The organism is Pseudomonas sp. SIMBA_067 (assembly GCF_046534675.1).
Lineage (GTDB): Bacteria > Pseudomonadota > Gammaproteobacteria > Pseudomonadales > Pseudomonadaceae > Aquipseudomonas > Aquipseudomonas putida.
In genome coordinates this window covers 1-271 of sequence record NZ_JAWRYH010000439.1, presented here as the reverse complement: position 1 = coordinate 271, position 271 = coordinate 1, and the positions used below count along the sequence as shown (strand labels likewise).

Below are 271 nucleotides of genomic sequence, written 5' to 3'. Positions count from 1 at the left end.
TCACCGGCATCATAACGACTGAATGCCGTCACTATCTGCTCTTCCAGCCATGCATCATGTTGGCCATCCTGATATTGCCGCTCTTCAGCAGCCAGCTCTTCCGCTCGCTGACGCATAACCTCTGTCAGCGTCATCTTCTGGCGCTCTGCTGCCCGCATCGCCAGCCGTTTAACGTCCTCATCAATCCTGAAGTGGATAGTACTCATAACCTGACTCTCGCGTGGTGTCATTTGTGGTGTCATCATGCCTGTCATCCTTTTCCCTGTCATCA

1 protein-coding gene is annotated in these 271 nt (G+C 52.8%); it reads right to left on the bottom strand.

The window, feature by feature from the left end; all coding sequences use genetic code 11:
• On the bottom strand, positions 1–245 hold a 245-nt coding region (locus SB765_RS29800), incomplete at its 3' end, for a hypothetical protein (protein ID WP_410932516.1).
• Positions 246–271 lie beyond the last annotated feature (26 nt).